Below are 25,975 nucleotides of genomic sequence, written 5' to 3'. Positions count from 1 at the left end.
GTAATGCGCCGAAGCCCGAAGGAAGCCGACTTCGGTATCGCCGCATTCGGCCTCCAACTGGGCGACCGGGTGCCCGCGACGGAAAGTGTCGAAGGCGACGAACTGTCCCGGTACCGGCTCGAGCGGTCCGGCTTCAAACGATTCTGCGAGATCTCCGCGGAGATCGGAACCGAGACCATCGGCTCGACCGCGGCGACCCGGTGCCTCGAGCGGGCCGGGGTGGATCCCGGCGAGGTGGACTACGTGATCGTCGTCTGCACCTCGGTGCCGGAGTACCTGATCTGGGACCTGTCCGCCGCCGTCGCGGCCGAGGCGGGCTGTCACCGGGCCTCGACGCTGCTGCTGAGTCAGGGCTGCGGATCGGCCCTGCTCGGGCTGGAGCAGGCTGCCGGAATCTTCGCCACCCGGCCCGAGGTGGACAAGATCCTCTACGTCGGTGTCGATCGGCTGAGCGCTCGTCACCAGCGCCGCAGCGGTACGGCGACCACCGACAGCGACGGCGCGGTGGCGATGCTGCTCACGCGTTCCTCGCCACGGCTGACGCTGGTCTCCACCGCGCAGACGACGCTCGGCCGGCACCACGAACTCTTCCGGCTGCCGTACTGCGGCCGGATCGCCTCGTGTCTTCCCGACGACGCGGCGAACAGCAAGGTCGACGTGGACGAGGCGACGATGGCCTACTTCGGTGACGACCCGGAGAAACTGATCGAGTGGGCGGCGGACTGCGACCGGGCGGTGATCGACGCGCTGGAGAAGTGCTGCGCGGTGGCCGAGATCAAGGCCGAATCGCTGGATCATCTGCTGATGCTGCACGACCGGCGCGATTCGATGCTGCAGCTGACCACCTCGCTCGGGGTCCCGGCGGATCGTACCAATATCGGAATGGCGGCGATGCTGGGCCATTTCGGCGGTAGCGATCCATTGATCTGCCTGGCGATTCTGGACGGCACCGACAAACTCAGCGAAGGCCAGCAGATCGGCATGCTGGGCCTTTCTTCGGGAATGCAGTGTTTTGCTGCGGTAATGGCGGTCTGAGCGGCGGCCGGAATACTGCCTGAAGGCCAGGAACAGCCCTGCACATCGACACTACTGGGGGTAGTATGCGATTCGGTCCGACATGGCAGTGCGCTGAATTCGGTCGTGATCCGTATGCCTGGCAGCGGTCCGTCGGCGGCGACGGGCTGATCGAGGACCGCGAGCTCGGCGGATGGATCGTCGCCGACTACCGGCTGGCTCGTGAGGTGCTGGCCGGCCCGCGCTTCCTGAAGGCACCGGACCGCGCCCTCCCCGGCCCGTACACGGACCGGATGCAGGAGTTGTCGGGTTCCTCCCTGCTGTTCATGGACCCGCCGGATCATGGCCGGATCCGCGCGACGATGCGGGACCGGTTCCGGCCGGCCGCCGTGAAGGAGCTGGCCCCCAGCCTGAAGAGCGCGGCGGTGGACGCGGTCCGGAACTGGCAGGCGGCAGGCGGCGACTTCGTGGCCGGCGCGGCGCTTCCCTACGCGATCGATGTGCTGGCCTGTGTGCTCGGCGTGCGAACACCGGATCGGGAGATGTTCGTCCAGAACACCCGGCTGCTCGTCCGCGAGTTCAGCGTGCCGCTGGACAGCCCCGAACAGCGGCTGATCGTGGGCGCGAAGGTCGAGCTGGTCGCGTACCTGCTCGACGAGCTGGAAGCCCGCCAAGGCCCGGCGGCCAATCTGCTGGGCGATCTGATCGGGGCCCAGCGCGATGGCCGGCTGTCGGCCGAGGAGATGATCTCCGCGGCGCTGTCGGTGCTGGTCGCGGGGGTGCAGCCGATGGCGGACGCCTTGGCCAACGGCGTTTACCAGCTGGCCGAACACAGCGATCAGCAGCAGTTGCTCCGGACCCGGCCCGATCTCCTGGCGAACGCTGTGGAAGAGGTACTGCGGCACGACTCGTCGGTGACCGTGACCGACCGCGTCGCCGCGGCGGACGTGACCTTGGGGCGATGTCCGGTCCAGCGGGGCCAATGGATGTTCCCGGCGCTGGCGCTGGCCAACCACGACGCGCGAGTGAGTCCGGCTCCGGCCGAGTTCGACATCAGCCGGCCGTCGATCGTGCACAGCTCCTTCGGCGCGGGCGCGCACTACTGCCTCGGCGCCGGGCTGGCCCGTGCGGCATTGATGGCCTTCCTCGAGACGCTGCTGGAGCAGACCGTCTCGATCGATCCAGCCAGTACCGGGGCCAGCCGGCGCACCGAGGTTCCGGCCTCCCGCGGATTCGTCGCACTCTGGATCGCGGTCGGATGGCGGTGACCGAGGAAACCCGCCCGATCTTCGCCGGGGCGCGCCCTGCGCTGCCGAGCGAGGTCGAGGCAGGAGCAGTGGCAGCGGTACTGGGTATCCCAACCTCTGCCGGGTCCGCGAAGAGCGGAAGTGAGAACGGACCGGCGTTGATCCGGCGGGCGTCGTCCCACATGGCCTGGTCAGCGGGGCGGTCCGCCGTCCTCGATCTGACCGGAGCGGACGGTCCCACGCCCTTGTCAGGAGTGTGGGACATCGGCAACTGCGAGCTCGGCATCTCGCTCGCCGAGCTGTCGGCCCGGGCTGCCGAGATCCTCGCGGCGCTTCCGGCCGGCACCGTGCTGGCCGGTATCGGCGGCGACCACTCGATCACCTACCCCCTGATCGAGGCCTTGCTGCTGAGCCGGCCCGGTACCGACCTGACCGTCGTGCAGTTCGACCATCATCTCGACGTCCAGGTCTGGGAGCTGGAGCAGCCGAACACACTGTTCAACACCAACGTGATGTCGCACGTCGCGCGGCTGGTCGGCGCCGAGAACGTCTATCAGGCCGGCGTGTTCCCCTATGTCCCGGTCGAGGAGGACGACGCCTCCGCGGTGTGCGAACTGCTGGGACGGTTCGGCGGTCAGGCGGCCCTGTTCAGCCGGACCCTGCACGACGAGGACCTGTTCGTGCGGTGGCTGCCCTCCGGGCGCGACGTGTACCTGACCATCGACGTCGACGTGCTCGACGTCGGTGAGATGTCGTCGACCGGCTATCCGGCCGAGCACGGCCTGTCGCTGCGCGAACTCCAGCGGATGGTCGAGCTGGTGCTCCAGCGCAACCGGGTGGTCGGGCTGGACCTCGTCGAGTTCGCCACCACCAAGATCAGCCACCGGACGATCTTCGACGCCGGCCGGGCCGCCAATCTCCTGCAGTTCATCTTGACCACCCTTGCCGATCAGCGCCGCCCGGGGAGGCAGCAGTGACCTTTCACGAAGAAGTCGCCGTCAGCAACGCTTTCGTCGCGATGATGAGTTCCTTCGACGACGACGCCGGCCGGCCGCTGGACCTGTACTCCGGTGGCGTGTCGGAGGCGTTCGGGCTCCGCGACGAGACGTTCCCGAGCTTTCCGATCTCCCAGGTGTTCGAGCCGGCGGTTCGCCGGGAGGCCGCCATCGCGGCCGGGCTGGACGACCTCGACCTGGCCACCTTGCGGACCGGCCGGACCAGCCGCGAGACCGGGTTGCGGCAGCAACTCGAGCAGATGCCGGAGTCGGACGGGCCGGAGCGGCTCTACTTCACCTCGATGATGGTCGCGGTCAGCAGGTTCGAGATCGCCTCCACGCTGATCGACGAGTCGCTGGACCGGTCGCTCGACGCGCCGCTCGCGTTCGAGTTCGCGCTGCTCGGCTACATCGTCGGGAACCGGGTCGGCGCCAAGCAGGACGCGGACTGGTTCGCCTTGCTGCGCAGGCAACTGGACAGCGGCGAGATCGCCCCGGCGCGGGCGCTGGACGCGTGCGCGCAGGCGATCGTCTGCCAGATGAAGACCGGCGCCCTCGACCGGGAGGACTACCGGTGGTTCGTCGAGTTCGGCACCAGATGCGCGATCGAGCACAAGGCGGAGGTCGACCAGGGCGGTCTGTCCTCGTGGTACCGGGGCGTGGCCATGATCCCGGCGAAGGGCAAGGACGTCGGCCGGACGCGCGAGTTGATGGAGCGCGCCCGCGGACATGCCGTCGCGGCGTTGAGCGCGAACCGCAGCCGGTACTACGACCGCCATCTGCTGAAGACCTACCTCGAGTCGACGGCGAAGGAATGCCTGTACGTGAACCGGGACCGGGACAAGGCGGTGGAGGCCGCGCAGGCGCTGGTGGATCTCGATCCGGTCTGGGGACCGAGCTGGGGCGAGTTCGGCGAGATCTACGAGTCGTTCGGCGAGTACCGCAACGCCAGCGAGGCGTACCTGCAGGCCTGCCGCTGCGGCCCGCCGTGGTTGCAGCACTACGCCTGGCGCCTGGTGCGCGTCCTCGAGCGGCTGGACGAGCCGGAGCGCTGCCTGGAGATCCTCGGCTGGCTGGTCGACTTCGACCCGGCGGGCGCGCCCGCCGAGGTGCTGGAACGCGGCGCCGGCATCGCGAAGAATCTTGGCCGACCAACCGAAGAGCGTGCGTTCCGCGCCGCGCTGACCAACGAACAGGACAACTGAACGGCTATGCGACTCGGAACTCGGGATCACACCACACTGACCGCTGGGAACTTCGCCTCCTTCAGCGTGCTCATGTTCGGCCTCGGCGTGCTGTCGGTCGGGTTCGGCCTGGTGGACATGGCGATGACGGCTCCGCTCGGCCTGGTCTACGTGGCCGGCCTGGCGGTCGGCGAATCGGTCATCCAGGTACTGAACGCGTTCTTCATCGGATTCGTCGACGTGATGACGGCGCGGCTGGCCCGGGCCGAGGGCAGCGGCCGGTCGGAGGACGAGTTCGGCGCCGTGTTCGTTGCCTTCGGCATCGTCCTGCTGATCCTGGAGGCGGTCTCGATCGTGTTCGGGGCGATCTGCTGGTTCGTGCTGCCGCTGTTGGTGGCCGACCCGGAGGTGGCCGGCGCGGCCCGTGAGTACGTCGTGATCCGCTGCTTCGGGGTGGCGATCCTGCTGGGGATGTCGGCCGTCCGGGAGACCCTCAAGGTGATCGGCGCCAGGAGCAGCAGCATCGCGGTGTTCGGGATCGGTCTGGGCATCAACGCGGCTCTCAACGCGGTGCTGCTGTACGCCGTACCCGGGACCCTCGGCTCGCCGATGTACTCGGTGGCGCTGGCCACCGTGCTGGCCCAGATCGCGATGGCCGTGATCGGCATCCGGGTCGTCCGGCGGCAAGTTGCCGATCGCAACTTTCGACGGCCGGGCCGGGACGAGGTCCGGGCCCAGCTGGGCACCATGCTCGGCCGCGGCGCCGGGATCGGCGTCCGGCACATGAACGACTATGCCGGCGGCACGATCCCGTTGGTGATGGCGGGCACCCTCGGCGTGCAGAGCGTCGCGGCGATCGGCGTGGCGTCGAGCATCTGGACGCTCTTCTGCCGCGTTCCGCAGGCGTGTTTCAACGCCGCCTTCATATACTACGGCTACGCGGTGGACAAGGGATCCGAGATCACCGCGGAATTCCGGCGAAAGGTGACCCGCTACTCGGCCGTGCCGACGATCGTCGCCGTCGTGGTCTGCCTGCTGATCTCACCGCTGCTGGTGCTGCTGTTCGGTGGCGGGCAGGTGCCGATGCGGACCGCGCTGCTGATGGTCGGAGCGTTCTTCATCCTGGTGATTCCGTACTTCTTCGAGGGGCTCAATGGCGAACTGCTGTCCGCCCACGAGGACGGCGGGTTCCTCTCGGTGTCCTCGACGGTCGCGACCTGGCTGGGCAACATCCCGCTCGCCGCCGCGGGCATCTATCTGCTGCACTCCGGCTTCTGGGCCTACGCGCTGGCCGTCATTCCGACGATCGGTCTGGCGACAGCGTTCACCCGGCGGCTTAACCGGCTCAGCCGGGTGCCGCAGACGTGACGGGTCAGCACGGCCGCCATGTTCGCAGCCGATTGGTGCTGAACGATCGTGGTGGCGACGTACCGCGGTTCGACCCGCACCGGGAACCGCGCCTGGTGGCGCATCGCCGGCTGACGCGTGAAGATCTGCGGGACGGCGCCGAGAGGCCGGTTCCGCTGAACTCGACGCCGGCCGTGATCGAGGGACTCGGTGTGGTGCTGGCCGGGGACGACGGCTGCGTCACGTTGTACAGGTACGGATTGGCGGGGGAGGTCTGGACCAGGCGGCTGTCGGCCGGTGTCTACGCCTCACCGGTGGCCGACCCCGCCCACCGGCAGTTCATCGTGGCCGCGACGAACGGTCTGGTGGCCGCGATAGGGGCCTCGGGCAAGGTCAACTGGACCCGCAAGCTCGACCACCCGGTCTATGCGCTGCCGACGGTCTGGGCGGAGACCGGGACCGTGGTGTGCGCCTGCTTCGGGAGCACCCTGGCCTACCTGAACACGTCCACCGGAGACGTGGACCGCCTGGTCGAGGTGCCCAGGCCCTGGGATGCTGCGGTCGACGGGATCATCGCAGGCCGGGAGATCTATTCCACTCCGGTACTGGTAGGTGACCTGCTCGTCGTCGTGGCAGGCGAGAGCGTGGTGGCCTTGGACGACCAGGGCCGGATCCAGTGGCGTCTGGAGCTCGACTCGGCGGTCAAGGCCTCGCCGGTCGTACTACCGCGCAGCGGCACCGTCGTCATCGCAGCGACGAACGGTGTGGTTCGGGCCGTCGATGCCAAGACCGGGCAGGTGCACGGCTCGGTCGCGCTGGGCGGCCGGATCAACGGCACGCCCTACGTCTGTGCGGACCTGGTGGTGTGCGGGACCAGGATGGGGTCCGTCTTCGGGCTGGCAGCGGATACCGGTGGGATCGAGGTGCGGTGGGAGGTACCGGGTGTCTATGCGCCGTTCTCCTACACCTCGTTCGCCGGAGCGGGGGCGGACGTCGTCATCGGCGTACGCGATCAGCAGGACATCGTGGCCCTCCGGGCATCAGACGGGTCTTTCCTGTGGCAGACCTCGCAGGTGATGGGAAAACCCGAGCATGACGGCGAGGTCCACACCACACCGGTGGTGACCTCGGACGGGCACATGTTCGCGACGTCGTACGACGGCGATGTGTACGAATACCTGTTCCAGCCGGCGAGCGAAGGCGGTGGCGGAGATGGAACCTGACCAGGTCGCCTCCTGGGCGGTCACCGCCTGGGAACAGGAATTGGTTGCCACTGGCAGCGACCTCGGACGCCGTCGTGGCTGGCAGAACCTGTTGTACCTGCGGCTGTACCGTGAGTCCAACGATCTTGACTGCGCCGAGCTGGACGCTGCGGTGGGCCGCGTTCTCGCACGTGCTGACGCGACCGGCCAGGCCCGCGCGATGGAACGGGCGCAGGCGACCGGCCGCCGGCGGGCAGCCGAATTGCGGCAAGCGGCCGGTGAATGGCTGGCGGCGGGGTTCCCGGGCGCCGCCGAAGCGACCAGTGCGGATGAGGTCGAGCACGCCTACGTCGCAACGATCGCGCGGGCCCGGTCGGCTGCCGTCCGGGGCAAGCTCGCTCAGCTGCGGGGACAGGTCCTGCAGGGACGCAGAGACGAGTTCGATCAGGGCTGGGACCGGATCGCCGACGCTCATCGCGAGCTCGCGCCGGCCGGCACGGTGGGGGACTGGAGCCTTGGCTTCGGCGTGCTCGGTGAGACCGACGTCGCAACCTTCTTCGAGGCCGCCGACGGACTGATGGACGGACTGCGAAGCCGGCTGGAGACGATCTGCGGCGAGCTGGAGATCGACCCGGCGGGCAGCACCTACGATGACGCGTTCGCCTGTCTCGTCGCGCTCGGACAGGCCAGGCAGGATCCGACGACCACCCTCGACGAGTTGTTCACGCGGGCCGGTCAGATCGCCCGCGACCGGGAGCTCGGGGTGGAGCTGACGCGAATCCTCGCCACGCCGGGGATCGAGTGCTGGCAGGTCGGTACCACCGGCACGCCGGGGTACGTCGTCGTCGAGATCGCCTCCCCGACGGGCACCCCTGAGTTGGCGCCGGCGGACAAGGACGTACTGGCCGGGGTCATCGAGGCGGGCAAGGCGGATTCGCCGGTGGCCTTCATCTCCGCGCGAGTCGGTTCCGATCAGGGCCGGGAGATGCTGCACCGGTCGGCAGAACGGACGATGCACGAGATCGGGCACGCGATCGTGCACTGTTCGGTCTCGCAGCGCGAAGAGCTCGACGGCTTCTGCTACGAGCCGCTGGAGCGCCTCGACGAGCTGAGCATGGCGATGGAGTACAGCCTCAGCGATCCCCACCTGGGCCCGATCGGCGGCGGCTCGGTGGGACGGCAGATCGCCGAGACACGCTGGCTGCTCGAGCTACCGGACCGATTGACTTCCGCGCTGTCGTCGTACCTGTACTTCCGTGACGCCGAGCGGAGCTGGACCGAGTGCGTGGCCGCCGCCGGCGAGGTCGTCGGTTATCCCGGCGACTACCTGCGCCTGACGAGTTACCAGTCCTGGTCACTGCAGGGGCGTCGACCAGGCGGTGACTTCACGATTCTGTGGGGAGAAGCGTTGGCACAGGAGTGGAACGAGTCCCGACGGCCCGGACACGCTGCGCCGTTCGCCGGTACGTTGGTGTCGATCGGGAGCCTGCGGGCCCGGACGGCGGGCTGACGCGATGTCACGGGTGGAGTGGTACCGCGACCAGATCTTCGGCCATGGGCCGGACAGCAGGACAGCCGAGCCGCGGCCGGACGGGCAGCAGCAACCCGACATCGCGATCCCGTCGACGACCGGCGACCTGCTGGAGGCTCTCTGCATGATTCACCGGCCCCGGCTGGTGGTCGAGGTGGGAACGCTGACCGGGTACTCCACGGCCAGACTGGCCCGGATCGTCAGCCGTTACGGCGGTCGCGTGGTCGGCATCGAGCGGGAACCGGAGTACGCGGCACTCACCACGGAACGGCTGAAGTTGCTCGGCCCGGCAGGGGTGTCGGCATCGGTCCTTTGCGGAGACGCCGTGCCGCTGTTGGCCGGCCTGGAACTCGAGCACCGCGCGTTGATCTTCCTCGACGGCGCCAAGCAGGAGTACACCAGCTACTTCGAGGCCTTGGCGGACCGATTGGAGCCAGGCGACCTGGTCGTCGCGGACGACGCCTACGCGCCGATCAGCGGTCGCTTCGACGAAGAGCCGGGCGGCCACCAGGCGGCCGTCGCCGGAGTCCACAAGTACAACGTCGGCCTGGCGGCCGACCCACGGTTCTTCTCCCGGCTGGTACCGGTCGGCAGCGGGCTGATGATCAGTGTGCGGATCGAGGAGCTGACCTGATGGATATCTCGGACAGTGTGCTCATCACCGGGGTGGGCGGAGCAGTCGGTGCGTACCTGGCAGGCAGGTTCGCCACGGCCGGGCGGGACGTGGTGGGCGTGAGCAGGCGGCCGCAGCCCGAAACCCCGGACTTCCGTCAGCTCACCGTGGACCTGGCCAGGCCTGATGAGGTCGAGGCAGCGGTGGAGAAGACGCAGGGATCACCGTCGGCCATCATCCATGCGGCCGTGGACGGCGCCAGGGACGAACATGACTTCGACAGCATCGAGCGATCCTTCCGGGTGAACGCGATCGCGCCTTACGTGTTCACCCGCGCACTGCTGCTGCGCGCCGCCGCCGACGACGCCGAATGCAGAGCCGTCTTCATCGGTTCGGAGGCGATGTTCCATGCCGACGACGCATCCGGGCCCTACGCGGCAAGTAAGGCCGCCTCGCGGGTCCTGACGGCGTCGCTGGCCGCGAAGTGCCGCGGCGGGCGTCAATCGGTCGCCTACCTCTCACTCGGGCCGTTGCTGACGCCCGCGCGGACCGCCGAGTTGTCCGCCCTGGCGCGACGTCTGGACAAGTCGGTGCCCGAGATCGAGGCGCTGGCCCTGGCACGCAGCAATCCGGACCTCGTCATCGACCGGTTCATCGCGCTCGACGCGGTCGGGGACGCGATCGAGATGCTGCTGCGGCTGGGCCGGAGCGGCAACGGCACCGTGGTGCGAGTCGACGGTGGGTCAGCAGGCAGCTTGATCTGAACGGGTCCGACCGGTGCGGTACACGAGACTGGAGGAACTATGACGATGGATTCCGTCGACGTGACTGTGGGCGAGAAGCTGGCCGGGGCGTGGCGTCAGCACCCCGTTCTGCTGCGCGGAGCGGCGCAGGACCTGCTGGGCAGTCAGCGCAGCTACGAATGGTTCGACGAGTTGCTGGCCCGGTCGTCGGACGTGGCAGGCGTCGACATTCACCGGCGCGCCGGTGAGGTGACGTTCATCGAGCAGGCTTCCCGGGGCGATGACGAACTCGCCGCGCGCGCCGCGGCCGTTGCGCGGATCGCCGGGGTACCGACCGCATGGTGCGATGTGATCCGTACCTACGTGAAGTCCGGGATCGGCTCGCACTTCGACCACAGCGACAATCTGGTGATCCAGCAGCAAGGCGTCAAGTCGTGGCGGTTGTCGCCGCCGGACAGCCTGAGCAAGGACACCATGGTGGCCCGCTACCGTGGCGACGAAGGGGTCGGCGGGGCCGAGATCGACAGCTCCGCGGTGATCGAGTACGACCTCGAACCGGGTGACGTGATGTACATCCCGCTGATGTGGATCCACGAAGGGGTCGGGCAGACGGACGACTCGCTGAGCATCTCGATCGTCTGCCCGGTGGTGACCGCGTACACCGCCGTGATGACCGGGGTGGCCGCCGCCCTGCGCCAGATCGACGCCCTGCACCGGCCCTTGGAGCCGGTGGCGTCGTGGATGGAGGACGGCGCCCGGGAGCGGGCCGAGCAGCGGCTGGCCCTGGTCACCGGCAAGGTCCTGGAGAAATTGACCGAGTCGTCGAGCAAGGAGTACATGGCGCAGGTCCAGCGCCAGCGCTATCTGACCTAGAGCAGGCTCAGGTAGTGCATGTACTCGCTGAGCTTGGCCGGGTTTCCGTCGGTCCGCCGGCGGAGAACCGGTGTCTTCAACGGACGCTGCCCCGACGGGCGGTAACTCCAGGACCCGTCGCCGCCGGTCAGGTTCGGCAGCTCGACCGAGAACTGGCCGACCGCATGGGCGGGGAGCAGTCCCGTGATCGACCACCGGCGGTCCTTGTAGAGCGTCGGAGCGGCCTGGCTGATCTTGCCGGTCAGCCGTTCGAGCGCCTGCAGAACGGGTGGCACCATCTTCTCGGGACAGTCGCACTCGAATTCGATCAGCGGCTGCAGGACGACCGTCCGCGCCTGCCGGATCGCGGTCTGCAGCACCACCGGAGCGAGCAGCCGGAAGTCCGATCCGGTGCTGGTCGCGTTGTCGTACTGAGCGAAGGTCAAGGTCAGTTGCGCGTCGAGCAGCGGCCAGCCGTAGTAGGCCTGCTGGAAGGCGGTTTCGAACGCGGCGGCCGCGGCATCGCTGAAGGCGCGCGGGATGCGTCCTCTGGCCTCGGTCATGTCGATGATCAGGCCCGACCCGGGATCGGCGGGCTCCAGCAGCAGGCCCAGGCCGGCGGTGAACGGGCTCCGGCCGATCGGCACCTGAAAGTTGCCGGTCCCGGTGAGGCGTTCGAAGTACAGCGGAGTGGGCTCGCTGAAAGACACACCGATGCCGTAGTCGCGGTCGAGGGTTTCGGCCAGCACCTCGGCCTGGATGTTGCCGAACAGCCAGACCGCCACCCGGCCTCCCTCGACCGCCCGGAGCGCGATCGTCGGGTCCCGGTCGGCGATCTTCTCGAGGGCGCGGTACAGCTCCACATGGTTTCCGTCGTGGGCGCTGACCATCGTCTCGACGGTCGGCTTCGGCAGCTCGTACCGCGGCCGCTCGGCCTGCGCTCCGGCGCTGCCGAGCCGGTCGGTGACCCCGATCGGCGGCCTGGTCCGCAGGGCGACGACGTTGCCCGCCTCCGCGACCCCCGACGGCTGCAGACCGACGGCCTCGACGATCTTCACCTGCCGGGCCGGCTCCGCCCCGGCGTCCGGGCCGTGGACGTGCAGGTACTTCGTCTCGGCCCGGAACTCGCCGGATCGCAGCCGCACCAGGACGCGGCGCACCCCCTTGGAGTCGTGGTCGACCGAGAAGGCATCGCCGGTAATGGAGTCGGGGTCGGGGTCCCGGGCCGGATCAGGGATCAGCAGCCGCAGGAACCCGAGCAGTTCGGTGATCCCGGCGCCGGTTCTCGCCGAGCCGGTCGCCACCGGCGTCGCGAGTCCGGACCGCATGTGGTCCTTGAGCGTTGCCTCGAACGCGTCGCGAGCGTTGTCCGGGCTGCTGAGGTAGCGATCGAAGGCTGTCTCGGACGCAAGCGCGAGTGCCTCCCAGGGCTGCGACAGGTCGCTGGGACCGAGCAGGCTCTCGACCACCGGTTCAGCGGTGCCTGCGCCGAGGGTCCGGGTCAGCTGGACAGCGGTGGTGCTCAGGCTGTTGGTGACTTCCTCGACCACCTCGGCCGGTCGCGCACCCATCCGGTCGACCTTGTTCACGAAGGCCAGCACCGGGATGCCGGCGGCCTTGGCGGCCCGATAGAGCACCCGGGTGTGCGCCTGCACCCCTTCCACCGCGGAGATCACCAGGATGATCCCGTCGAGAACGGCGAAGGAGCGCTCGACCTCGGCGACGAACTCGGTATGGCCCGGAGTGTCGACCAGGTTCACGTGCAGGTCGTCGAGAGCGAAGCTGGCAACGGCGGCGCGGATCGTGATGCCCCGCCGTCGTTCGATCTCGTCGCTGTCGGTCTGGGTCGAGCCGTCGTCGACGGTGCCCAGGTGCGGGATGGTCCCGGTGGCGTACAGCAGGCGCTCGGTGAGGCTTGTCTTCCCGGCATCGATGTGCGCCACGATGCCGAGATTGAGATAAGCCATCCGCCTTCGCTGCGCTGTAGGGTACGAGTAATCGCTTGCTGACAGTGAGTTTACACCGAGGGGGCGGCCGTTGCCGGGGCTGTTGAGCAGCTGGTGTCGTCGACTGGACGGACCTGCGTTGTCCGAGCAGGAGTTCGTCGAGCTGGCCGAATTCTGCGCCGATCGCGATGCCATGCTGTGGGAACACAGTGGCCCGGTCCGGGTCCAGGGCAGGACGCTGACCGAGATGGATCGAGCCAGCGGCAACTATCGGCGCGGTCTCGAGCAGGCGGCCTACGACGATCCTCGGATCGAGGCCGCGCGGGTCCTGGAGCTGCGGCGGATGCGACCGCCGCCGGACCAGCTCCGGGTACTGCACCGGCGTGCCCACGCGACAATCGGCGAGCTGAACGCCGCGTCGTCGGCGATGCTGTCCCGGGCGACCGGCGGGCGGGTGTCCGGGGCGGGCCGGCGTCCGGAGGCCGGGCTCGGACAAGTGCTCGCCTCGACCTCGAGCCCGCGTGCACGCGCCAAGTTGATGGCTGTCTGGCGCGCCACCCGTGCGCCGTTCGCCACGGCTCTGGCAGCCCGGTGGGACGAGCTGGCGGCTGCCGCGGCCGATACCGGCCGAAGTCGTACGGCGGTGCCGGACGAAGAGCTGGAACGCTACCTGAGCAACGCGCTCGACGCGGCGCTGCGAACGGCTGATGAGCTCCTGACGACAGCGGCGGAGCTGGGCTTCGGGAGCGCCGATCCCGCCCACGTCCATCCAGGGTTGTTGCTGGCGGCATCGAAACCGGGGCCGCTGCCGGTCATCGGGGCCGATCAGGCCCTGTCGGTTCTGCGATCCGCGCTGACCGATGAGCTGGGCATCGAGTTGAGCCATCGGCGCGGCAACGGCCGCTGGCAGATCGAGGTGACCGGGCCGCGGATCTCGGCCCAGGCGGAGCTCGAGTTCGTGCCCTGGCAGCAGGGGCTGTCGAGCAACACGCTGGGCTGTGTGAACCGGGGCGGCAGCACCGGCCGGGCAGCGCGCGGGTGGATCCAATGCCGGGCGAGTTCGGTCGCCGACGGTGCGGATGCCGTCCTGAGTTTTCAGCACTTCGTGTCGTTGGCCCATGAGGTGGGGCACGTGATCAGTCATGGCGCGATGAGTCATGACTTCTGCGCGCTGAACTCGATCGAGGATCTTGACCCGACGGTTCTGGAGGCCGTCTCGATGGCCTGCGAGTCGATCGTGCTGTCGGAGCCGGTCGCCGACGAGCTGGCCCGCGCGGCGAAGACCTCAGCCGGCATGGTCGAGTGGACCCAAGGCGGACGGTACGTCGAGATGTGCCTGAGCAGAGTCGCGACGCTGGTGGCGTCACTGATCGAGCTTCGGGTGGGGCAGGGCAGCGCCGCGGTCCAGTACGCTCGGATCGCCGAGGAGCACCCGTTGGTCGCCGGGCTGCTTCCGCTGGAAGACGTGCTGGTCTCGTTGCTGGATCTGCCGCCGGACGGCGTTCCGAACTATGCCTACGAGACCGGCCGGAGCCACGCGGCTGCCAGGACCGGGACCTTTCTCGTCGAGGTCGGCGACACCCTGAGCTGCCCGTCGACGGCGGACCCGCAGGGCATCGACGACGAGATCCGGCGAGGTATCCGGCGATGGGCCGCAGCGAGCCGCGGTCTCAGGACAGGGCAGAGCTCTGCCAGCGGGTGATCCCGGCGGAGATCGACTCGAAGAGACGCCGCAGGTCATCGGCGGTGTACAGCAGGGACGGCATCAGCTGAATGCCGCCCGGCGACTTGTGGACCAGGGCGCCGCAGTCGCGGATCGCTGCCAGTGCTGACGAATCGGTGGCGGCTAGGTCGTGAATCTCGATCGCGTACATCGCGCCGAGACCGTTGAACGAGGCAACGGCCGGATGGGTCTTCGCCAGTGCGGTCAGGTGTTCCACCAATGCCTGACTGAGGTCGTCAGCGCGCTGGACCGCGTCGAGCGCCGCTCCCTCGGCGAGCACGGCGGTGATCGCCGCGCAGGACGGTGGCGTGCCGGCCTGCGTCTCCGCGTGCGCGACGACAGCGTCGGCGTCCTGCAACACGTCGTGCAACCGAGGGCCGAGCAGGACGGCCGATGCGGCGCAGGTGCCGTTGGTGAGCGCCTTCGACAAGATCACCACGTCCGGGTCGAAGCTCCATCTCGACGAGGCCAGGAACGGCCCGGTCCGCCAGAATCCGGTCGTCACCTCGTCGGCCACCACCAGGAACTCGTGCCGGGCGCGAAGCTGTTCGAGAGTGTCGAGAAACTCCTGCTGGAGTTCGATCACGCCGCTGCCGAGCACCGGCTCGACGAAGACGGCGGCGATCCGGTCGCCGTTCTTCTCGAACAACGCCGAGAGCTGGCCGGCGTCGTTGGGCTGACAGTGCACGACGAAGCGGCGGTCGACGCCGTACATGGTCTGGCCGAGTTGCTCACCGGTCAGCGAGAAGGCACCGAAGGTCAGGCCGTGCCAGGATCCGTTGAGGGCGACCACGCCGTTGCGTTCCGGCCGGCCGGTGTGGTGGGCGTACTGGCGGACCAGCTTCAGCGCGAGGTCGTTCGCGGACGCGCCCGAGGTGGAGAACATGACGGCGCGGAAGGCCGGGCATTCGGCGATCAGGGCTCTTGCGGCGTCCTCGGCGTAGGAGTTGGAGGTCTCGAAGCACTTCAGGTAGCCGGCCGTTTCCAGAGCCTCGGTGACGGCAGCGTTGACGCGGGGGTTGGCGTGGCCGAACATCACGTTCCACAGGCCGCTGGCGCCGTCCAGACAGGTGGAGCCGTCGGAGAACCGCACCTCCAGCCCCTTCGCGGCGACCGCGACGGCCGACGGAGGGCGGCTCTCGGTGACGCGGGACAGGCCCGGGATCAGAACGGAACCGGTCGGCAGCGCAGTGCTTTTCGTCGACATCAACGATGCCCCTCTCGTCGCAACGGGTGTTCTGGCAGGAGCGCGGCTAGGCGTCCCAGCCGGGGACCAGGGCCGAGATCTCCTGATCGATCAGGCTGGAGTTCACCGAGACACCGGTGCGGTAGCCGTGGTCCACCGCGGTCGGGATGTTGACATTGGGGACGGCGGCGCTACCGGTGATCCAGAGGTTCCGGATGCCGGTCGAACCGTCCGCGGCCGTCCTCGGCGCGGGGCCGAGACGGGTGGAGATCTGCTCGACGCCGAGGGCGGCCGGGAACGCGCTCGAAGGACGGGTGACCGTGTCGACGAACAGGTAGTCCAGCCGGAGCACCTCGCGGCCGGTCAGTACCAGCTCGAGCTCGCCGGACTCCAGCTGCGCCACCGACTCGACGGTGGTGTCGACATGCCGGATTCCGCGGGCCTGGAGGGCGGACAGCTCCAGTGGCGTCAGTTCCGCGGCCTCGTGCTGAAGGAAGCAGACATCGTCGCTGAACTGCCGCAGCAGTTGAGCGGTCTCCACCGACTGTCCCCATTTGGGGGATACGCCCAATACCCCTACCCGGGTCGAGGCGACCTCGGCGCCGTCGCAGTAGGCGCAGGGGAGGACCCGAGTGCCCCACGCGTCGCCGAGCCCGGGGACCTTGGGCAGGAAGTCGCGGACACCGGTGGCGATGACGAGAGCAGCTGCCTGGACCTCGGAGGACCCGGCGGTGGATCCTTCGGCCGGCTCGGTGGTGACGACGAAGGTCGCGTCGTCCGGCCGGCGCACCCCGGCGACCCGGCCCGGCAGATATCGCATCCCGTACCCGCCGGCTTCCCGGCGGAGCTGGGCCAGCAGTTCCTGCGGGCGAAGTCCGGAGAACCCCGGCACCCCGTTGACGGCCGTCGCGGCGCTGTTCCTGGGTTTGCCCTCGTCGATTACCAGCACCGTCCGCCGCGCCCGGCTCAGGGTCAACGCCGCCGCCAAACCGGATGGCCCACCGCCGACAATTACCACATCTACTTCAGCAGTAATGACGTACCACCTCTCAGCGCCTTGTGCAAGCTGCCGGCCAGCCGATAGTCTACACGAGTTTGCCGTCGTGGTCCGGATATTTCTCGAGGGAGTCCCACTTGAATTCTCAGCCACCGATCAGCTATCAGGACTACGCGCCGACCGAACATTTCCAGCCGACCTTGGCGCTCTCGCCGGACGGCCGCAAACTGCTCTATGTCAGCGATCGCCGCGGTGGCTTCGCATTGTGGTCGGCAGATCTCGGGAGCGGTGCCCACAAGCAGCTCACCCAGCCCGGTCTCACCGTCCGTGAATTGTCCTGGGGCCCGGCCGACGTGGTCGCATTCACGGCCGACCGCGACGGCGCCGAGTCGACCCGGCTCTATGTCGTCCGGATTACCGACTCGGGTGTTACCGGTGTCGGCGGACTGCGCGCCGGAAGTGGCCTCGTCCAACAGCATCTCAGTGAATACGGCGGCTGGTCCCCGGATGGCGGCACGATTTATTTCAGCTCGAACGAACGGTCGCTCGAGGACAGCGACGTGATGGCTTTCGACATCGGCAGCAAAACCGTCCGGCACATTACCGACTCGGCCGGTGTGCTGGAGCCCTGCGCGGTCGATCCATCCGGAAAACAGATTCTTCTGCTCAAGCAGAACACCAACAGTGAGATCCATTCCGGCGTCGTCGACCTCGGTACCGGCGAACTGACTTTTCCGGCCGCGCTGAACGCCACCGACTCGGTGTCGTTTCCGTTCGCCTGGGCGGATGCCGACGGCGCCGCCGTCTATGCGGTTTCCAATCTGGGCCGCGATCTGATGGGAATTCTGCGGTTCGATCTGCGGACGAATTCCGGCACCTGGGTTTTCGAGCCGGAATGGGAGGTCGAGGACGCGGTGCTGGTGGCGCCGGGCAAGCTGGCCGTGGCGGTCAACGTGAACGGCTACTCGCAGCTCCAGCTGCTGGGCTGGGGCGATCCGCGGGTGCTGGACCTGCCGCCCGGTGTCTGCCGGTACCTGACCTGCTCGCGGGGAGGGGAGCGGCTGGCCGTCTTGTGGGAGACGCCGACCGGACCGGCCAACGTGTACGTGGCGGACCTCGGCACCGGCGCCGTCTCGAAGGTCACCGACAGTCGTACGTCGAGCGCCGACGCCGCCTGGGTGGAGCCGCAGTCGATCGCCGTGCAGTCCTTCGACCGGCAGGTGCCCGCTCTCCTCTACGCGCCCGTGACCGAGCCCGGGCAGCGCTGCCCGGTGGTGGTGTCGATCCACGGCGGACCGGACGCGCAGGAGCGCCCGAGGTACTCCTACGGCGGCTTCTACCAGTACCTGGCGAGCCGCGGGGTCGCGGTGATCGCGCCGAACTACCGCGGTTCCCGTGGCTACGGCTCGGCCTATCAGCGGCTGATCCAGCGCGACTGGGGCGGTGACGAACTCCGCGACATCGTGGCCTGCGCGGAATGGGCGCGGGCCTGCGACTGGACGAATGCGGACCGGATCGCGCTTTTCGGGGCGTCCTACGGCGGATTTGCGGTGCTGTCCTGCCTGGGTCGCTATCCGGAATATTGGTGCGCCGGTGTCGATATCGTCGGGCCGAGCAACCTGGTGTCGTTCCTGAAAACAGTTCCGCCGACCTGGCGGGCCGGCATGTATCGCAGTGTCGGACATCCCGAACATGACGCGGAGATGTTGTCGAGCAGGTCGCCGCTGTCCTTCGCGGAGAATATCCGAGCACCTTTGCATGTCATTCAAGGGGCGCTTGACCCAAGAGTTTCCCGGCAGGAAAGCGATCAGCTGGTCGCCGAACTCGAACGGCTCGGCCGGGAGGTCGAGTACGTCGTCTACCCGGACGAAGGACACGGCGTGATCAAGAAAGAGAACATTCTCGACTCCTTTACCCGGCTGTCGGTTTTCCTGGACCGGCACCTGTTCGACCAGAAATAACCAACGAAAAACGAGGGTGCCGGGATGATCCCGGCACCCTCGCCTATTTCGTGTTTCGATCAGACCGCCAGCAAGGCGTCCAGTTCTGCCTCAAGTTCGTCCTCGTTGAACGCAGCGCTCTGCAGCCCGACGAGGTCGTCACCGTTGCCCGCCTCGAAGAAAGCCTCGACACAAGCGCAACGGAAGAACGCAGGGGTCTTCTCGTATACGGAATCTGCCATCTTGATTCCTCCTTTTCTGTTTGCGGCCGGATGCCGGTGCACCCAGGGAACCCGACATCAAGTCTGCGCGACGCATGGTTACCAGTCAAGGACAGATCGTTGCCGGAAGTGGCAATTCCAGCGTGGTCTAAATGACTTTTGGGCAGGCGTCATCGAATTGTCGCGAAACCAGGTGATGCCGGCGATCCGGGCGGTTCAGGCGGTGCAGCTGATCCGGCTGAACCCGTGAAATGACGGTTTGCTGTGACGATCCGGCGGGATATCCGGATCCAATTGCAGATCAGGAAAGCGCCCGAACAGCGTCGCGATGGCGATCTCGGCCTCGGCCCGGGCGAGTTCGGCACCCAGGCACAGGCGTGCGCCGGCGCCGAAGGACAGGTGGTGGTTGCCGGTCCGGCCGATGTCGAACTCGCCCGGGTCCCGGTGCGCGGCCGGATCGTGGTTGGCGCTGGCGATGGCCGGCCAGATCCATGACCCGGCCGGGATCCGGACATCGCCGAGAGTCAGCGGCCTGGCGGTGATCCGGTCGACGATGGTCAAGGGACTGTCCCACCGCAGGACTTCCTCGATCGCGGCCGGCAGCAGTCCGGGATCGGCGCGGACCATCGCGAGTTGCTCGGGATGCCGGAGCAGGGCGACCGCGGCATTGCTGACCAGATCGGCCGTCGAGACGTTCCCGGCGACGAGCAGGGTGACCAGGGTCGACACGAGTTCTTCCTCGGTCAGCGCGCCGTCCCGGTCGTGTGCCGCCACCAACGTGCTGATGAGATCGTCGCGTGGCTCCGCCCGGCGCTGCTCGATGGCGTCGAGGAAGTAGAAGGCCAACTCGGCCCGGGAGGCCCTGATCCGCAGCAGGTCCGCGGGGGCCAGATCGTGGCCGTACTCGAGTTCGAGATCTTCCGACCAGGCCACGAACCGCTCCTGGTCAGCGGTGGTCTCCACTCCGATCAGGCTCGCGATGACCCGCACGGACAGGGGGACCGAGTACGCCGAGACGAGATCGAACGGTCCGGACGGGTCGATCCGGGAGAGCAACTGGGTGGCGATCTCCTGGATCCGGGGCCGCATCCGGATGATGTTGCGGTGCGCGAAGGATCTGGTGATCAGCCGGCGCAGCCGTTTGCGATCCGGGTCGTCCATGAAGATCAGGGACGACCCCGCCATCGCGCGCTGCTTGGTCGTGTACGGACAGGCGGAGGCGGTCCGCGGATCCTTGCGGTAGTCGTCGCTGCGCAGGACCGTGTCGATGTCGTCGTGCCGCAGCACGATCCAGCCCTCCTGCTCCGGATCGAACACCACCTGATCGGGCCGGTGCGGTTCTGCCATGGCGACCGGATCGGCCGCGAACTCCGCCGATGCCCACGTGAGTTGCGTCCGGTCCGGGGTCACGCAGACTCTCCCGGAGCGGGCCCGACCGGACTCAGCGAAGTCCAGGCCTGCTCGATGTGGTCGAGGCAGGCCGCCCGCGAGGCGGGGCCGAAGACGGCTTCCCACCCGGCGGGCCGATCCATCGTGACCGGCCAGAGGCTGTACTGGCCGAGCTCGTTGCGCAGGGCCCGGAAATCTGTCGCGGGGTCGTCGAACGGGTTAACCATGAGCTGCCTCCGCTGCTGCCACCGGGCGCCACCCGGAAGCGATGGACGTGGTGAAAGCTGCCGCGCTGGGGTGGTGCAGCAGGTCGAGCATCGAGCACTTCACCCCGAACGCGCGGCCGATCCGGACCGCCAGCGCGGCGATCTTCAAGGAGTTGGCGCCCCGCAGGAAGACGTCTTCGTCCGGGCGCAGGTCGGGGATCGCGAGCACCCGGCGGTAGATCTGGAGGATCAGCTCGGCGGGCTCGTCCGGAGCAGCTTCCCCGGACGCGGACGCTGACGCGGACGCGGACTCGGGCACGGGAGCAGGCACGGGCACGGACCCGGTCTCGGGAACCCGGCCGTGGGCGGCCGGCAGTTCGGCGCGATCCACCTTGCCGATCGGCGTGCGCGGGATCCGGCCGAGGAACTGCACTTCGGCCGGAATCAGGTAGCTCGGCACCCGGTCCACCAGCTGCTGCCGGAGTACGCCCGCGGTCAGGTCGTCCCGCCCGGGCTCCGGGACGACATAGCCGACCAGCGTGGCCGGCTCGTCCCCGGCAGTCACGATCATCGCGGCCGCGTCGGCGACTCCGTCGCAGGACAGCAGGGCGGACTCGACCTCTGCCGGGTCTACCCGGGCGCCGTTGATCTTTCCCTGGAAATCGACCCGGCCGATGTACACCAGCTCGCCTGAAGCGTCCGCACGGACGAGATCGCCGGTCCGGAACATCCGGGCGCCCGGGGCGCCGAACGGATCGGGCACGAACCGCTCGGCGGTCTGGCCCGGCTCGTTGTGGTAACCGGCGCCGATGACGCCACCGACGTACAGCTCGCCGACCTCGCCGGGTGGAAGCCGGCGAAGCCGATCGTCGAGCACGTAGGTGGTCTTCCCGGCGAACGTACGGCCGATCGGAACAGACGAAGCGCTTGCGCCGGCAGGAGGTCCGGGCGCTACGTAGGTGGTCGCGTAGAACGTCTCGGTCTGCCCGTAACCGTTGATGATCCGGGCGTCGGGCCAGGCCGTTGCGAGCTCGAGGTGAAGCTGCTGGTCGAAGGCCTCGCCCGCGCAGACGACCGCGGCGGGCGACGCTGCCTCGGCGTTGTCGCGGAGGAACTCGCGAATCATCGACGGTACGCCGCTGACCACCACCCCCGGCGTCGCCGATGCCGGACGCGGGTCCAGCAGGCTCGGTACCGGGAGCAGAAGACCGCCGTGCAGCAAGGTGGTGAGGATCTCGAAGACCGACACGTCGAAGGCAGTCGAGGTGCTGGCGAGCATGGTCGGCCGGGACTGGCCGAGCACCGACGCCAACGCGGCGACATCGTTGAGGATCGTCCCGTGTGGCTGGATGACGCCCTTGGGAGAGCCGGTGGATCCGGACGTGTACATCACGTAGGCGGGCGAATCCTCGGTGACCTCCGGCAGTACGCCGGGGCCGTAGGTGCCGGCCATCAGGTCGTCGATCTGCACGGTCGGGAACGGTTCGGGCGCAGGGGCGTGGCCGGCCGTGGTCAGGAAGAGGCGTGGCCGGGCATGCCGGGCAATGGTCGCCGTCCGCTCCGTCGGCCAGTGGCTGTCGATCGGAAGGTAGGCGGCACCGGCCTTGAGGACGCCCAGGATGCCGGCGATCAGCCGGACGTCACGGACGGCGGCTACGGCAACCAGGTCACCTGGCGCGACACCCTGCGGCAACAGCCCTCGGGCCACCGCCGTGGACATCGTGTCGAGCTCTTGGTAGCTCCAGGTACGGCCGTCCTGGGCGACGGCCGGATCGCCGGCGTACCGGGCGACCGCCGATCGGAAGGCCTGCGGGATGGATCTCGCTGCTATCGGCATCATTGGCTCCGCGATTGTGTGATGGAAAGCAGAGTGGTCTGAGGGGCGTGCGATATCTCGACGAGCAGTCCTGCGAGTCGTTCGGCGAACGATTGAGCGGTGGTGGGCGTGAAGACGTGGTCGGCGTACTCGAGGGTGAGCTCGCCGGCCCCGCCCGGCCGGGTCGTGGCGTTGACCGAGAGCTCGAACTTCGCAGTCCGGGTGGTGATCGCGACGACGGCCGCCGAAACACCGGCCAGGTGAAGCTCCGGCGGCGCGACCTCGACCGGGTGCCAGGCCACCAGGGCCTGGAGCGGGTTCCGCGCGCGGTCGGCGCCGGGATGCCTTCGGTACATGTCCTGGATGACCTCCTGGAACGGTATGTCCGTGTGGTCGTAGGCGCTGATCGCTCGATCCCGGACCTGGCGCACGAGTTGCGCGAACGACAGGTCGGGCCGGGCTTCGATCCGAAGCGGCCAGGTGTTGCCGAAGTCGCCGATCGTCTGGTGGAAGGTGGCGTCCGACCTTCCGGCGCTGAGCGCTGCCAGACAGAGGTCGGACCCGGCGCCGGCTGCGAACAGGTGCGCCGCGACCGCCGCCTGGAAGAACATCGCGGGCGTGGCGTTCAGTTGCAGTGCCGCTGTGGTGATCTGCTCGATCAGGGGAGCGGCGAGTGGGACGCGGACGGTCTGTCCGGCGAAGGTGACGGCCGCTGGGCGCTCGGTTCGGCGAGGTAGCCGCAGGTCGGCGACCGGCTGATCGAGAACAGACCTCCAATAGGCCAGTTGCCGTTCGCGTGGCGTGTGCCCGTCCGGCTGGAGCTGGGCCAGGCGCGCGGCCTGGCGCCGGCTGAACTGCTCGTAGCCCGCGACGGCTGTCGACCAGACAGGTTCGGTGTTCCCGCGGCGGGCTTGGTAGGCGTGCTCGAGATCAGCTGCGAAGATGCGGTCCGACCAGCCGTCGTTCGCGATGTGGTGCGTGACGGCGACCAGGTAGTGCAGTTCGGCCGAGACCGTGAACAGAGCCGCGCGAAACGGCGCTTCGGCGCCGAGGTCGAAGGGCCGTCGTGCGTATCGCTCCAGCTCGCCGGCGATCGGCGACGAATCGGTGGTCAGGTACTCGAGGACAGGCGCCGGCACGTCGTACCCGCGCAGCATCCCGTCGTCGTTCTGCTCGAATGCCCTGCGCAGGTTGGGATGCCGGAGTACGACGTCGTGCACTGCCTGCCGCAACGCGGCCGGGTCGATCCCGCCGTCAAGACGCCATCCGATCGGCTGGTTGTAGGCGCAGCCGGTGGCGTCGAGCTGGTGCATGATCCAATGGCGTTCCTGGGCAGGGGAAACGGCCGCTTCGAGCAGGCCGCCGACCGGTTCCTGGCCGGCCTCGACCTCGAGCGGGGCAAGCCGCGGAACGGCCGACGCCAGTCGTGCGGCCGTCCGTTCGGCGAAGACGACGGACACCGGAACCAGCACTCCGGTAGCGCGCTGCAGTTGACTGACGAGCTGGGTCGCCAGCAGCGAATGGCCGCCGTACAGGAAGAAGTCGTCGTCGGCGCCGATCGTGTCGTCCTGCAGGACAGCGCGGAACAGCTCGAGGACGAGTTGCTCGTGCTGCGCCGCCGGCTCGGACGGTGGCATCGTTTCGGGCTGGGCGAGGGCGGAGCGCGCGATCTTTCCGTTCTGCGTGCGTGGCAGCCGGTCGAGCAGGACGTACCGGGACGGCAGCGCCTGTGGGGGCAACTGTTGCCGCAGGTGATCGTGCAGGTCTTCGCGGCTGATCGAGGCGGGGGAGGCGTAGGCCGCGATCCGGGCAGATCCGTACGGGTCGGTCTCGACGACGGCGACGCCCTCGGAGATCGCCGGGTGGCTCTCCAGCGCGGCCTCGATCTCGCGCAGTTCGACCCGGTGGCCACGGATCTTGACCTGCTCGTCCGCACGGCTGACGAAGACCAGTTCCCCCTCTTCGGTACTACGGACGAGGTCACCCGTCCGGTACATCCGGGCGCCGTCGGGAAGGAACGGGCAGGCGACGAAACGGGCGGCCGTGAGGGCCGCCTGGCCGAGATAGCCCTGGGCCAGCGAGGTCCCGGCCAGGTACAGCTCGCCGACCTCACCGGCGGGACAGGGCATCAGATCCTCATCGAGGACGTAGGCCGCCGTGTCGCCCAGCGGTCTGCCGAGCGGGACCGTCTGCCCGGCGGTCAGCCGTGCCGAGGTGGCCCAGACCGTTGCCTCCGTCGGCCCGTAGAACGTCGTCAGCTCCGAGGTACTGGCAAGGACCCGATCGGCCAGCGCGCCGGTGAACGGCTCGGCCCCGATGAAACCGCGCAGCCCGCCGGGCAACGGCGCGCCGCCGTGGTCGAGGAGTTCCTTCCACAGTGTGGGGGTGGCATGCAGAACCGTCGCGCCGGACCGCGTCAGCAGCTGGACCAGCTGCCTGGGATCACGGATGACGTCGTGCGGTGGCAGGAGCAGCGTCGCGCCACAGGCGAGCGGTAGATACACCTCGGGAACCGACATGTCGAAGGTGATCGTCGCGACGGCGACCAGCTTGTCCGCCGGGGTCAGCGGCATCGCGACGCGCATGGACGCCAGGAAGTGGGCGAGGGAGCGGTGCGAGATCAGGACGGCCTTGGGGGTCCCGGTCGAGCCGGAGGTGTAGATCACGTAGGCGATCGCGGCCAGGTCGTCGCGGAGCGCGACCGTTCGGCCCAGCGACGGCAGGGTGCCGAGCGGGCGGCCTTCGTCGTCGATCCGCACCGACGGGATCTCGAACGAGTCCGGCCCCGGACCACAGATCAGCAGACAGGCGCGCGCGTCGGTGACCATGAATTCCAGGCGTTGCGCCGGGTATCCCGGATCGAGCGGCAGATAGGCGGCGCCGGTCAGCTGCACCGCCAGCAACGCGACGATCAGTCCGGCCGATCGGGGCAGATTGACCGCCACCAGGGACCTGCGCCCGATTCCGCCCTGCTGGAGCATCGCCGCCAGCGCTTCGGCCCGGACGATGAGTTCGGCATAGGTCAGTGCGCACTCGCCACTGATGACGGCCGGATGATCGGGCGCGGTCGCTGCAGCACTCCGGACGAGGCTGGGGAGATCGGCGTGGTCGACCGGCAACGGTGATGCGACGTCGCTACTCATGGGCCATCCCCGGGCAGGGGCCGGCCAGACCCAGGGTTCTCATCGCGGCGGCGACACCGGCGCCGGGGGCCCGATCCCGGCCGAGGTGGTCGGCGATCGTGTCCCGCAACTCCGCGGGCTTGTCCTGGCTGAGCTTCACCATCGCCTCGGCGCCGGTGATCTCGAAGGTGAAGGCGCCGACACCGGCAACGATGGATTTGAAGTAGTCGACCGAACCACTGGGGTCCCAGCCGGTGCCGTGATCGCGCTCGTAGTTGACAACGGTCTCCTGCACGATCCGCAGCGTCTCTGCGCCGGCGCTGACCGGTACCACCCGGCCGCGGAGGTGAAGGGCGACGTAGTCCCAGGTCGGGGCGGCGGGCGTCTGCTGGTAGATGGTCGGGGTGATGTAGGCGCTGGGCCCCTGGATGATCAGCAGGTGGCCGTCCGGTCCGTCCTGCAGCACCGCCCAGTGCGGATTGCGCCGATTCATGTGGCCGGCGAGCGTGCAGCCCACCAGGCCGGTGTCACCTCCGCCCTCGGCCGATGACGAGCCCGGCATGGGGATCACCGGGAGATGGGTCGCCTGCAGGTCGGTACCGCCGGGTGAAACCAGGAGCGCGAGTGGAAAGGAGCGGACCAGTTGCCGGGTCCAGGCAGGATCGGCGGCACGGTAAACGGGCGGTACGTACAAAGTGTCG

General features: G+C 68.6%; 21 protein-coding genes. 12 read left to right on the top strand and 9 right to left on the bottom strand.

From position 1 onward, the window contains the following. Positions 1–3 precede the first annotated feature (3 nt). The 10 genes from ACIA12_RS08620 to ACIA12_RS08575 all read left to right on the top strand — a co-directional run bounded on the left by ACIA12_RS08620 (position 4) and on the right by ACIA12_RS08575 (position 10,749). The gene (locus ACIA12_RS08620; protein WP_396366294.1) at positions 4–1,035 is read left to right on the top strand and encodes a hypothetical protein; all 1,032 of its coding nucleotides are present in this window, start codon (positions 4–6) and stop codon (positions 1,033–1,035) included. 65 nt (positions 1,036–1,100) lie between these two features. Then, complete coding sequence (locus ACIA12_RS08615) at positions 1,101–2,282, top strand: cytochrome P450 (protein ID WP_396366293.1); 1,182 nt, start codon at positions 1,101–1,103, stop codon at positions 2,280–2,282. Beyond that, the gene (locus tag ACIA12_RS08610; protein WP_396366292.1) at positions 2,279–3,238 is read left to right on the top strand and encodes an arginase family protein; all 960 of its coding nucleotides are present in this window, start codon (positions 2,279–2,281) and stop codon (positions 3,236–3,238) included. Before ACIA12_RS08615 ends, ACIA12_RS08610 begins: the two co-directional genes overlap by 4 nt. After that, positions 3,235–4,461, top strand: a complete 1,227-nt coding sequence (locus tag ACIA12_RS08605; RefSeq protein WP_396366291.1) for a tetratricopeptide repeat protein — start codon at positions 3,235–3,237, stop codon at positions 4,459–4,461. The genes ACIA12_RS08610 and ACIA12_RS08605 overlap by 4 nt, the downstream gene beginning before the upstream one ends. Before the next feature lie 6 nt (positions 4,462–4,467). Then, positions 4,468–5,808: an MATE family efflux transporter gene (locus ACIA12_RS08600; protein ID WP_396366290.1), complete on the top strand. Its 1,341-nt coding sequence runs from the start codon at positions 4,468–4,470 to the stop codon at positions 5,806–5,808. Then, on the top strand, positions 5,805–7,010 hold the full coding sequence (locus ACIA12_RS08595) for a PQQ-binding-like beta-propeller repeat protein (RefSeq protein ID WP_396366289.1): 1,206 nt from the start codon (positions 5,805–5,807) through the stop codon (positions 7,008–7,010). Before ACIA12_RS08600 ends, ACIA12_RS08595 begins: the two co-directional genes overlap by 4 nt. Then, positions 7,000–8,499, top strand: a complete 1,500-nt coding sequence (locus ACIA12_RS08590) for a hypothetical protein (protein ID WP_396366288.1) — start codon at positions 7,000–7,002, stop codon at positions 8,497–8,499. Before ACIA12_RS08595 ends, ACIA12_RS08590 begins: the two co-directional genes overlap by 11 nt. A 4-nt stretch (positions 8,500–8,503) precedes the next feature. Continuing rightward, complete coding sequence (locus tag ACIA12_RS08585) at positions 8,504–9,154, top strand: O-methyltransferase (protein ID WP_396366287.1); 651 nt, start codon at positions 8,504–8,506, stop codon at positions 9,152–9,154. After that, positions 9,154–9,897 (top strand): SDR family NAD(P)-dependent oxidoreductase, encoded by a 744-nt coding sequence (locus ACIA12_RS08580; protein WP_396366286.1) that lies wholly within the window; start codon positions 9,154–9,156, stop codon positions 9,895–9,897. The genes ACIA12_RS08585 and ACIA12_RS08580 overlap by 1 nt, the downstream gene beginning before the upstream one ends. A 39-nt stretch (positions 9,898–9,936) precedes the next feature. After that, complete coding sequence (locus ACIA12_RS08575) at positions 9,937–10,749, top strand: JmjC domain-containing protein (protein WP_396366285.1); 813 nt, start codon at positions 9,937–9,939, stop codon at positions 10,747–10,749. On the opposite strand, the gene ACIA12_RS08570 is transcribed toward ACIA12_RS08575, so the two are convergent. Beyond that, positions 10,746–12,695, bottom strand: coding sequence for a GTP-binding protein (locus ACIA12_RS08570; RefSeq protein WP_396366284.1), 1,950 nt, complete (start codon positions 12,693–12,695; stop codon positions 10,746–10,748). The genes ACIA12_RS08575 and ACIA12_RS08570 overlap by 4 nt on opposite strands. A gap of 118 nt (positions 12,696–12,813) precedes the next feature. Here ACIA12_RS08570 and ACIA12_RS08565 point away from each other — a divergent pair, with 118 nt between their 5' ends. Next, positions 12,814–14,376: a hypothetical protein gene (locus tag ACIA12_RS08565; protein ID WP_396366283.1), complete on the top strand. Its 1,563-nt coding sequence runs from the start codon at positions 12,814–12,816 to the stop codon at positions 14,374–14,376. Here the strand turns inward: ACIA12_RS08565 and mpaD are convergent. Both mpaD and ACIA12_RS08555 read right to left on the bottom strand, forming a co-directional pair. Continuing rightward, a complete protein-coding gene (mpaD, locus tag ACIA12_RS08560) occupies positions 14,345–15,604 on the bottom strand; it encodes a daptide-type RiPP biosynthesis aminotransferase (protein ID WP_396366282.1) in 1,260 nt (419 codons plus the stop codon). The two genes, ACIA12_RS08565 and mpaD, sit on opposite strands and share 32 nt — an antisense overlap. Before the next feature lie 46 nt (positions 15,605–15,650). Then, complete coding sequence (locus ACIA12_RS08555) at positions 15,651–16,601, bottom strand: NAD(P)/FAD-dependent oxidoreductase (protein WP_396366281.1); 951 nt, start codon at positions 16,599–16,601, stop codon at positions 15,651–15,653. A 116-nt stretch (positions 16,602–16,717) separates the two neighbouring features. Between ACIA12_RS08555 and ACIA12_RS08550 the strand changes: the two genes are divergently transcribed. Beyond that, positions 16,718–18,541, top strand: a complete 1,824-nt coding sequence (locus tag ACIA12_RS08550; protein WP_396366280.1) for a S9 family peptidase — start codon at positions 16,718–16,720, stop codon at positions 18,539–18,541. Positions 18,542–18,600: 59 nt separating this feature from the next. Here ACIA12_RS08550 and ACIA12_RS08545 read toward each other — a convergent pair whose 3' ends face one another. The 6 genes from ACIA12_RS08545 to ACIA12_RS08520 form a co-directional block, all read right to left on the bottom strand. Then, the gene (locus ACIA12_RS08545) at positions 18,601–18,762 is read right to left on the bottom strand and encodes a hypothetical protein (protein WP_343978208.1); all 162 of its coding nucleotides are present in this window, start codon (positions 18,760–18,762) and stop codon (positions 18,601–18,603) included. 195 nt (positions 18,763–18,957) lie between these two features. Continuing rightward, positions 18,958–20,151 (bottom strand): cytochrome P450, encoded by a 1,194-nt coding sequence (locus ACIA12_RS08540; RefSeq protein ID WP_396366279.1) that lies wholly within the window; start codon positions 20,149–20,151, stop codon positions 18,958–18,960. Then, positions 20,148–20,357: an MbtH family protein gene (locus ACIA12_RS08535; RefSeq protein WP_396366278.1), complete on the bottom strand. Its 210-nt coding sequence runs from the start codon at positions 20,355–20,357 to the stop codon at positions 20,148–20,150. Before ACIA12_RS08535 ends, ACIA12_RS08540 begins: the two co-directional genes overlap by 4 nt. Then, positions 20,350–22,173 (bottom strand): non-ribosomal peptide synthetase, encoded by a 1,824-nt coding sequence (locus ACIA12_RS08530; protein ID WP_396366277.1) that lies wholly within the window; start codon positions 22,171–22,173, stop codon positions 20,350–20,352. Before ACIA12_RS08530 ends, ACIA12_RS08535 begins: the two co-directional genes overlap by 8 nt. After that, positions 22,173–25,295: an amino acid adenylation domain-containing protein gene (locus ACIA12_RS08525; RefSeq protein ID WP_396366276.1), complete on the bottom strand. Its 3,123-nt coding sequence runs from the start codon at positions 25,293–25,295 to the stop codon at positions 22,173–22,175. The genes ACIA12_RS08530 and ACIA12_RS08525 overlap by 1 nt, the downstream gene beginning before the upstream one ends. After that, entirely contained in the window at positions 25,288–25,968 is a 681-nt protein-coding gene (locus ACIA12_RS08520; RefSeq protein WP_396366275.1) for an FMN-binding negative transcriptional regulator, read from the bottom strand. The genes ACIA12_RS08525 and ACIA12_RS08520 overlap by 8 nt, the downstream gene beginning before the upstream one ends. Positions 25,969–25,975 lie beyond the last annotated feature (7 nt).

Origin of the sequence: Kribbella sp. NPDC051620 (genome assembly GCF_044453825.1) — a bacterium.
GTDB lineage: Bacteria > Actinomycetota > Actinomycetes > Propionibacteriales > Kribbellaceae > Kribbella.
Note: the sequence above shows the minus strand (reverse complement) of the source record. Positions and strands in the feature narration are given on the sequence as shown.